General features: G+C 58.9%; 5 protein-coding genes, 2 tRNA genes and 1 pseudogene. 6 read left to right on the top strand and 2 right to left on the bottom strand.

What is annotated here, in order from left to right:
• The first annotated feature begins 11 nt into the window (after nucleotides 1–11).
• From G113_RS16890 to nadA, 3 genes are all read left to right on the top strand, one after another.
• Nucleotides 12–87, top strand: a tRNA-Lys gene (locus tag G113_RS16890).
• 33 nt (nucleotides 88–120) lie between these two features.
• Nucleotides 121–196, top strand: a tRNA-Val gene (locus G113_RS16895).
• Between the two features lie 168 nt (nucleotides 197–364).
• Nucleotides 365–1,438, top strand: coding sequence for a quinolinate synthase NadA (gene nadA / locus G113_RS16900; RefSeq protein WP_005907643.1), 1,074 nt, complete (start codon nucleotides 365–367; stop codon nucleotides 1,436–1,438).
• Between the two features lie 94 nt (nucleotides 1,439–1,532).
• On the opposite strand, the gene G113_RS16905 is transcribed toward nadA, so the two are convergent.
• Both G113_RS16905 and gap read right to left on the bottom strand, forming a co-directional pair.
• Entirely contained in the window at nucleotides 1,533–2,399 is an 867-nt protein-coding gene (locus G113_RS16905) for a D-hexose-6-phosphate mutarotase (RefSeq protein WP_005907644.1), read from the bottom strand.
• A 112-nt stretch (nucleotides 2,400–2,511) separates the two neighbouring features.
• Complete coding sequence (gene gap / locus G113_RS16910; protein WP_005313250.1) at nucleotides 2,512–3,507, bottom strand: type I glyceraldehyde-3-phosphate dehydrogenase; 996 nt, start codon at nucleotides 3,505–3,507, stop codon at nucleotides 2,512–2,514.
• Between the two features lie 322 nt (nucleotides 3,508–3,829).
• Here gap and malQ point away from each other — a divergent pair, with 322 nt between their 5' ends.
• The 3 genes and pseudogenes from malQ to G113_RS16925 form a co-directional block, all read left to right on the top strand.
• Complete coding sequence (malQ, locus tag G113_RS16915; RefSeq protein ID WP_005907646.1) at nucleotides 3,830–6,019, top strand: 4-alpha-glucanotransferase; 2,190 nt, start codon at nucleotides 3,830–3,832, stop codon at nucleotides 6,017–6,019.
• Between the two features lie 76 nt (nucleotides 6,020–6,095).
• Nucleotides 6,096–8,273, top strand: a complete 2,178-nt coding sequence (glgB, locus tag G113_RS16920; protein WP_005907648.1) for a 1,4-alpha-glucan branching protein GlgB — start codon at nucleotides 6,096–6,098, stop codon at nucleotides 8,271–8,273.
• Nucleotides 8,273–8,773, top strand: a pseudogene (locus G113_RS16925) (glycogen debranching protein GlgX); the annotation flags it as partial. The gene glgB and the pseudogene G113_RS16925, both read left to right, overlap by 1 nt.
• Between the last annotated feature and the right edge of the window lie 17 nt (nucleotides 8,774–8,790).

Genomic DNA, 8,790 nt, shown 5'->3' on the forward strand with positions numbered 1-8,790 from the left:
ATGAGTTAGATGGGCCGTTAGCTCAGTCGGTAGAGCAGTTGGACTTTTAATCAATTGGTCGCTGGTTCGAATCCAGCACGCCCACCATAATTTCCCATCGCTGAGATGGACAGTTTCCCAGGTCGTTTAGCTCAGCTGGGAGAGCACCTCCCTTACAAGGAGGGGGTCACTGGTTCGAGCCCAGTAACGACCACCATATTCCCGACCAGCAAGATGGTCAGATAAAAAGGCCCGCACGAAAGTGCGGGCCTTTTTGTTGTGGGTACGCTTGAGCCCTCTGCTCGGGATTGTGATTTGTTGATGGGTTTGTGGCCGGCTTCTGGTTATAATTTTGGCCTTTCCAAGCCCTGATGGAACAGTCGCAATGAGCAATGCACTGAGCAGTATCCCTCCCGCGGTTGAGATGGATTACCCCTTCCCGGCCAAACCCGTCCCCTTGAGCCAGGCCGAGAAGAGCCGCTTCATTGAGGAGATCAAGGCGCTGCTAACTGAGCGCAAGGCTGTGCTGATCGCCCACTACTACACGGATCCCGAGATCCAGGCCCTGGCCGAAACCACGGGTGGCTTCGTCGGTGACTCCCTGGAGATGGCCCGTTTTGGCCGGGATCACGAAGCCCAGACCCTGATAGTGGCGGGCGTGCGCTTCATGGGGGAAACCTCCAAGATCCTGAGCCCTCACAAACAGGTGTTGATGCCGACCCTGAAGGCTGAGTGTTCCCTCGATCTGGGTTGCCCGATTGAGCAGTTCTCCGCTTTCTGTGATGCCAATCCGGATCACATCGTCGTCGTCTACGCCAACACCTCGGCGGCGGTCAAGGCGCGGGCAGACTGGGTGGTGACCTCCAGCATTGCGCTCGAAATCGTCGAGCATCTCGACAGCCAGGGCCACAAGATCATCTGGGGCCCGGACAGGCACCTTGGCGCCTATATCGAGAAGAAGACTGGCGCCCAGATGTTGCGCTGGCAGGGCCACTGCATCGTCCATGACGAGTTCAAGGCCAGCGCACTGCGCGAGCTCAAGACCCAGAACCCGGATGCGGCTGTGCTGGTGCATCCTGAATCCCCGGCCTCGGTTATCGAATTGGCCGACGCGGTCGGCTCGACCAGTCAGCTGATCAAGGCGGCTCGCGACTTGCCTCAGAAAAAACTGATAGTGGCGACCGACCGCGGCATCTTCTACAAGATGCAACAGGCTTGTCCGGACAAGGAGATGGTCGAGGCTCCGACCGGTGGCGATGGCGCGACCTGTCGCAGCTGCGCCCATTGTCCCTGGATGGCGATGAACGGCCTGGCGGCGATCAAGGACGCGCTCAGCGATGGTGCCGAGCAGCACGAGATATTGGTCGATGAGGCACTGCGCATCAAGGCGTTGATCCCGCTCGATCGCATGTTGGATTTTGCCGCCGAACTCAAGTTAAAGGTTCAGGGCAACGCCTGATCGGCTCAGCGTCTCTGGCCGCAAGGCAAGGGCATATCAGAAAGCGCATAGAAAAGAGGGCACCCCAGGGTGCCCTCTTTTTATCGCATGAGCCTTAGCAGATCACGGTCGAGAAGCTGTGTTCTTCATCCGCAGCTATGGTTACACCGGCATCGGCCGTGATGGCGGCCTCAACACAGAACATGGTGGTATAGCCATCATCGCTCATGTCGGCCATGGCGGCGGCGCCTTCCGCCCAGGGATTCCAGACCACTATGCTGTCATGATTGCCACTGATGACCCGGCTGCTGCGATCACCATCTTGTACTTCAATCAGGGCTTCGGGAGCCTGATAGATGCGATCCATGGCCGCATTGAGGACGACAGAGCCCTGTTGGCACGCTTGCTGGCCACTCAGCTTGTCCAGATAGGGTTCGCCTAATCCTTGTATCTCAATGGCCTCAGGGGCGCTCACCTGCAAGTAGGTGTGCAGGGCGGCGTTATAGACGATGGGGTCTGCTCCTGTGTTGCGAGTAGTCAGCACCAGGGAGAGCTCACGGCCGACCAGTACATCCAGTTCCAGCTCGAAGGGGTGAGGCCAGATCGCCAATGTGGCATCGTTGTCCGTCAGGGAGAGATGCACCAGGGTGCCATCTTCGTGATCGCTGACGCCATCCAGCGTCCAGAGGCTGGTGCGGGCGAAGCCATGAGCTGGCTTGCCACTACCCACCCGGGCGGGGGAGGGGCCAAACCAGGGCCAGCAGACGGGAATGCCGCCACGGATGGGCTTGCTGCCGTCGAGGACGGCCTTGTCGCTTAGCCAGAGCGACGCTGGCTCACCATGGCGTTGATAGCGCAACACATGGCCGCCAAACAGGCTGATCTCGGCCTTGGCGACCCCATTGTCGATATAGAGCAGGGGCAGGCCGGTTTGGTTGACGCCAAGCTGGCAGCTGGCAGTCAGGGAACGAAGGGATTGCATGGAGACTCCTTGAGGATCCGACGAGGATTCGACGGCCAAACAACAATGTGCCAATAACAAAAAAGGCGGCCAATGGCCGCCTTTTTTACGCTACGTGATTGCGCATCCCAAATTACTTGGAGATGTGAGCGATCAGGTCCAGAACCTTGCTGGAGTAGCCCATTTCGTTGTCGTACCAGGATACAACTTTAACGAATTTGTCGTTCAGTGCGATACCTGCTTTGGCATCGAATACGGAAGTCTGACGCTCACCCAGGAAGTCGGTGGAAACCACTTGATCTTCGGTGTAGCCCAGCACGCCCTTCATGGAACCTTCGGAGGCGGCTTTCATCGCTGCGCAGATTTCTGCGTAGGTGGCAGCTTTCTTCAGGTTAACGGTCAGGTCAACAACGGACACGTCCGGAGTCGGTACACGGAACGCCATGCCGGTCAGTTTGCCGTTCAGTTCCGGGATAACAACGCCAACAGCCTTGGCAGCACCGGTAGAGGACGGGATGATGTTCTGAGCCGCACCGCGGCCACCGCGCCAGTCTTTAGCAGACGGACCATCAACGGTCTTCTGGGTAGCAGTGGTAGCGTGGACGGTGGTCATCAGGCCGGATTCGATACCGAAGGTATCGTTCAGAACCTTGGCGATCGGGGCCAGGCAGTTGGTGGTGCAGGAAGCGTTGGAAACGATGTCCTGGCCAGCGTAGGTCGCGTCGTTAACACCCATGACGAACATAGGAGTCGCGTCTTTGGACGGGCCAGTCAGAACGACTTTCTTGGCACCGGCAGCGATGTGCTTACGAGCAGTGGCGTCGTCCAGGAACAGACCGGTAGCTTCGGCAACAACGTCAACACCGATGGCATCCCATTTCAGGTTAGCCGGGTCACGTTCAGCGGTAACACGTACAGTTTTACCGTTAACAACCAGGTTGCCGTCTTTGACTTCAACGGTGCCATTGAAACGGCCGTGAGTGGAGTCGTACTTCAACATGTAAGCCATGTAGTCAACGTCGATCAGGTCGTTGATGCCAACCACTTCGATGTCAGCACGCTCAGCGGCCAGACGGAAGACGAAACGGCCGATACGGCCAAAACCGTTAATACCTACTTTGATAGTCATAATTGGTTACCTAACTGTTCAGTAGTCAAAGAAAATTCCGTTTGTAAATTTACTAGAACTCACCGGTGAGTCAACCAACAATCTGCGCGAAATTGCGCTATATCATGAAAAACTGTGAAATTTATTTTCTGTTTATGTAACTGACTACCAGTTTTTGTCGAAAGAGATAACCCAAATAGTGCCTACTCTGTCACACAACCCCCAGGTCAGATGTGTAAAAATGGCGGCGGTTTGGCGTGGCCAAAGAGCCAGTCCGCCAGTAAGACCCATAAAAACTAAACAAAATAGTATAGACAGAATCCACAGCGGGAATTCTCAAACTATGACCACCCTGATAGAACAGCTGGCTGCCGCCAAAGGCATTGCCAGCGAGTATGTTGATGCCTGGGGCCAGCCGGCCCAGGTATCCCAAGAGAGCAAGGCTGCCATGCTGGGGGCCATGGGCTACCAGGTCGATGACGAAGCGATGCTCACCGCCCAGCTGGAACAGGAGTATCGCCAACACTGGTTGCGCGCTCTGGATCCTGTGATGGTGGTGCGTGACGGCGAGCCTGTCAGCCTCGAAATCCGCCTGCCCATCGATTTTGTCAATGACAGCCTCATCTGGGCGCTTTCGGTGGAGCAGGGGGGCGAGTTGTCCGGTCAGCTCACGCCGGTCGAGGGCGAGCTGGTCGGTGTGGCCGAATTCGAGGAGATGGAGTGTCAGGCCTACCGCGTCACTCTGGATGCTGCCCCGGGTCTGGGTTATCACCAGTTGGTGCTGCTCGAGGAGGGCAATGACGAACCCTTGGCCAGCATGCGGCTCATCGTCGCGCCCAAGGCATGCTACAAACAGGCGCCCATCGCTCAGGGTCGCAAGGTGTGGGGACCGAGCGTGCAGCTCTATTGCCTGCGCAGTCGTACCAACTGGGGCATTGGCGATTTCAGCGATCTTGGCCTGCTGGTCGAGCGAGTGGCTGGCTGGGGCGCACACTTTGTCGGCCTCAATCCTATCCATGCCCTCTACCCAGCCAATCCGGAGAGTGCCAGTCCTTATAGCCCCTCTTCCCGTCGCTGGTTGAATCTCATCTACATCGATGTGGAGGCTGTGCCTGAGTTTCAAGCTAATGCTGACCTGAAGGCCGAGGTTGCTTCGCCCTCTTTCCAGCAGCAACTCACCTTGTTGCGCGCCAAAGAGTATGTGGACTACAGCGGCGTCACCGCCATCAAGCTGCCTATGCTGCGCAAGGTGTTCGACCAGCGCCCGTTGAGCGGTGCACGTCTCGCTGCGTTCGACGCCTTTGTCGCAGCCGGTGGTGACAGTCTGCAGCAGCAGGCGAGCTTCGATGCCATCCAGGCGAGCCTCTATGCCGAAGGCCAGAATGCCTGGGGTTGGCCAGTCTGGCCCGAGGCCTTGCAGGATTACCACAATGCAGAGGTGGCCGCTTGGGTGGCCGCCCACAGCCAAGAGGTGAACTTCTATCTCTATCTGCAATTCCTGGCCGATGAGCAGCTTGCCGCTGCCGACGCCCGTGCCAAGGCCGCTGGCATGGTGATGGGGATCTACCGGGATCTGGCGGTGGGTGTTTCCGAAGGCTCGACCGAGATCTGGGCCAACCGTGAACTCTATTGCCCGAAAGCGTCTGTGGGGGCGCCGCCCGATATCCTGGGGCCGCTCGGTCAGAACTGGGGCCTGCCCCCCATGAACCCGAACCAGCTCTTTGAAGCTGCCTATCAACCCATGGTGGATATGTTCAGGGCCAACATGCGTTCGTGCGGCGCGCTGCGCATCGACCACGTCATGGCCTTGCTGCGGTTGTGGTGGGTACCGCCCGGAGCTTCCGCCGCCAAAGGGGCCTACATCTACTACCCGGTCGATGACCTGCTTGGCATACTGGCGCTGGAGTCCCACCGCAATCAGTGCCTGCTGATAGGGGAAGATCTCGGCACAGTGCCGCAAGGTATCGATGTGACTCTCAAAGAGAATGGTGTCCACTCCTACAAGGTGTTCTTCTTCGAGCGCTCCAAGGATGATGGTGGCTATATCTCTCCGGCCCACTACACCGAACAGGCGATGTCGGCCTTGACCACCCACGACATGCCGACCCTCAAGGGGTTCTGGCATTGTGATGATCTGGCGCTGGGCAAGGAGTTGGGGCTCTACCCGGACGAGGCGGTACTCAAGACCCTGTATGCGGATCGCCACCAGGCCAAACAGTGCATTCTCGACAGCCTGCATGGCCATGGGGTCATCTCCCCCAATGTCAGTCATGACGTCAATTGGGTCGGTATGAATACCGAGCTGAATCATGGTTTGCAGATCCACATGTCCCGTGGCAGCTGTGCCCTGTTCAGTACCCAGCTGGAAGATTGGCTGGAGATGGACAAACCGGTCAATGTACCCGGTACCAGCTACGAATACCCGAACTGGCGTCGCAAGCTGTCGGCGGATCTGGAAGATCTGTTCGAGAGAGAGTCGCTCAAGGCGCTGGCAGCTCGTATGAGCCAGGCCCGCGATGAGGCCAGTCGTTGAGTCGTTTTCCCATGACTCGCTCACATCCGCTCGGGCCCTGGCCCGGGCGGATGCTCTGCTATGAAAGGATGTCCCTATGCTCGTTGAACGCTTGGCTGCGGCCCGTTGTGCCGATCCCTTCTCTCACTTAGGCCTCTGTGCCAATCCGGACGGACCCGGTCTGAGGTTGAGGGCCTGGTTGCCTGACGCCATCGAGGTCGGCGTCAAGGATCTCAAGTCGGGCAAATTGGTCGCCACTCTGACTCCCAGTGACCCATCGGGTCTTTTTGAAACTGTTTTCACCCGCCGCAAGCTCCCCTTTCCCTATCAGCTTATCGCCCGCTATCCCGATGCCAGCCACGACATCATCGATCCCTATCAGTGTCAGGATGCCGCCTGGAGCGGCCTTGCCGAACTGACCGCAGCGCCCGAGCATCTCTATCAGACCCTGGGGGCCCAGCTCACCACCATCACTCACCTTGGCCAGGTTATTTGCGGGGTGCGTTTCGCCGTCTACGCCCCGAGTGCCACCGCGGTGAGCCTCATCGGTGACTTCAACTTGTGGGATGGTCGCCGTCACCCCATGCAGCGCAGCCTGTGCGGTCACTGGGTGCTGTTCGTGCCCGGTATGCAGGCCGGGGCACGCTACAAGTTCGAGCTCAAGGATCTCGCGGGCAATCGCTTGCCGCACAAGAGCGATCCGGTTGGCTTCTACTGCGAGCAGTATCCCTCGTTCGCTTCCGTGGTCTACGACCATGAGCAGTACCAGTGGCAAGACGGCGACTGGCAAGCTCGCTGTGGCGGTGACAAGCGCGAGCAGGCGCTCTCCATCTACGAGCTGCATGTCGGTTCCTGGAAGCGGCACCCCAATGGCGACAGCCTGAGCTGGTGCGAACTGGCCGAGGAGCTGGTTTCCTATGTCACCGAGATGGGTTACACCCACATCGAACTGCTGCCGGTCTCGGAGCATCCATTCAGCGGCTCCTGGGGTTACCAGCCGGTGGGTATGTTCTCGCCGACCAGCCGGTTTGGCAGTGCCGATGACTTCAAGTTCTTCGTCGATGCCTGCCACCAGGCGGGGATTGGCGTCATCCTGGATTGGGTGCCGGCCCACTTCCCGTCCGATGCCCACGGTCTGGCCCGTTTCGATGGCACGCCGCTCTACGAGTACGAGGATCCGCGCCGGGGCTGGCACCCGGACTGGAACTCCTACATCTATGATTTTGGCCGGGACACAGTGCGCCAGTTCCTGGTGGCGAGCGCCCTCTACTGGCTCGACAAGTTCCACATCGATGGCCTGCGGGTCGATGCGGTCGCCTCCATGCTCTATCTGGATTATTCGCGCAATGCCGGGGAGTGGGTGCCCAACGTCGATGGCGGCAATCACAACTACGAGGCGATCAGCCTGCTCAAGTGGTTCAACGAGGCAGTCTACGGCCAGTATCCCAACGCCGTGACCATCGCCGAGGAGTCCACCGCCTTTGCGGGTGTCTCCCGACCCACCTTCCTCGACGGCCTGGGATTTGGCTTTAAGTGGAACATGGGCTGGATGCACGACACCCTGAGCTACATGCAAAAAGAGCCGATCCACCGGCGCTATCATCACAACGAGATGACCTTCGCCATGGTGTATCACTATGACGAGAACTTCATACTGCCGCTCTCCCATGACGAGGTGGTGCACGGTAAACACTCCCTGCTTTACAAGATGCCCGGCGACGAGTGGCAGCAAGCCGCCAACCTGCGTGCCTACATGGGGTACATGTACGGTCATCCGGGCAAGAAGCTCAACTTCATGGGCACCGAAATCGCCCAGAGCAGCGAGTGGAATCACGATGCCCAGTTGCCTTGGCACCTGCTGCAGTTCCCCAAACATGCGGGTCAGCAACGACTCATCCGCGATCTCAACCAGCTTTATCGCAGCGAGTCTGCGTTGTTTGAGGCGGATCACGAGCGCCAAGGCTTTTGCTGGCTGGATCACAACGACGCCGACAACAGCATACTGGCCTGGCTGCGCGCCGATCTGAGTGGCGGCAGGTCGGTACTGATTGCCAGCAATTTCACCCCAGTGCCGCGCCTGACTTATCGGCTTGGCGTGCCGGGGGAGGGGCGTTACCGGGTGTTGCTCAACACTGACAGTGAGCATTACTGGGGCAGCAACTATGATGTGGGCTTGGGTTTTGTCGCCGAGCCGACCCCCTGGCAGGGCATGAGCCACTCCATAGTGCTGGACTTGCCTCCGCTCGCGACCTTGTTCATCAAACAGGAGTCTTGATGCTCAATATCGAGAAAGGAACAGGCCTGCGCCTCGGCGCCTGGCTGGATGAGACGGGTTGCCAGTTCTGTGTCTGGGCGCCACAGGCGCAGCGAGTCGAACTCTGCCTCTATGACGAGCAGGAGGTGGAGACGGCGCGCCTGGTGCTGCCTGGGCGGCGGGGCCAATACAGCTTCGGCCACGTGCATGGCATCCGGGCGGGTCAGCGTTACGGTTACCGCGTCTATGGCGAGCCCATGGATGGCCTGCTGTTTGATGGCGACAAGCTGTTGATCGACCCCTATGCACGCGCGATCTCCCGCCCGCTGCGTTGGGATGCCGACGCTTATGAGGGGGACAGCGCGGCCATGCAGGCCAAGTCGGTGGTGGTCCAGGATGATTTTGATTGGCAGGGCGTGACCAAGCCCGTCATCTCTGCGCAGCACACCCTGGTCTACGAGGCGCACGTCAAGGGCTTTACCAAGCTGCATCCTGCCATCCCTGAGGCCGAACGCGGCACTTAGCTGGGGCTCTGCCA

Origin of the sequence: Aeromonas molluscorum 848, assembly GCF_000388115.1 — a bacterium.
Classification (GTDB): domain Bacteria; phylum Pseudomonadota; class Gammaproteobacteria; order Enterobacterales; family Aeromonadaceae; genus Aeromonas; species Aeromonas molluscorum.

Coding starts and splice junctions, on each gene's coding strand:
- malQ (WP_005907646.1), top strand. CDS start 3,830: ATGACCACCCTGATAGAACAGCTGGCTGCCGCCAAAGGCATTGCCAGC.
- gap (WP_005313250.1), bottom strand. CDS start 3,507: ATGACTATCAAAGTAGGTATTAACGGTTTTGGCCGTATCGGCCGTTTC.
- G113_RS16905 (WP_005907644.1), bottom strand. CDS start 2,399: ATGCAATCCCTTCGTTCCCTGACTGCCAGCTGCCAGCTTGGCGTCAAC.
- nadA (WP_005907643.1), top strand. CDS start 365: ATGAGCAATGCACTGAGCAGTATCCCTCCCGCGGTTGAGATGGATTAC.
- glgB (WP_005907648.1), top strand. CDS start 6,096: ATGCTCGTTGAACGCTTGGCTGCGGCCCGTTGTGCCGATCCCTTCTCT.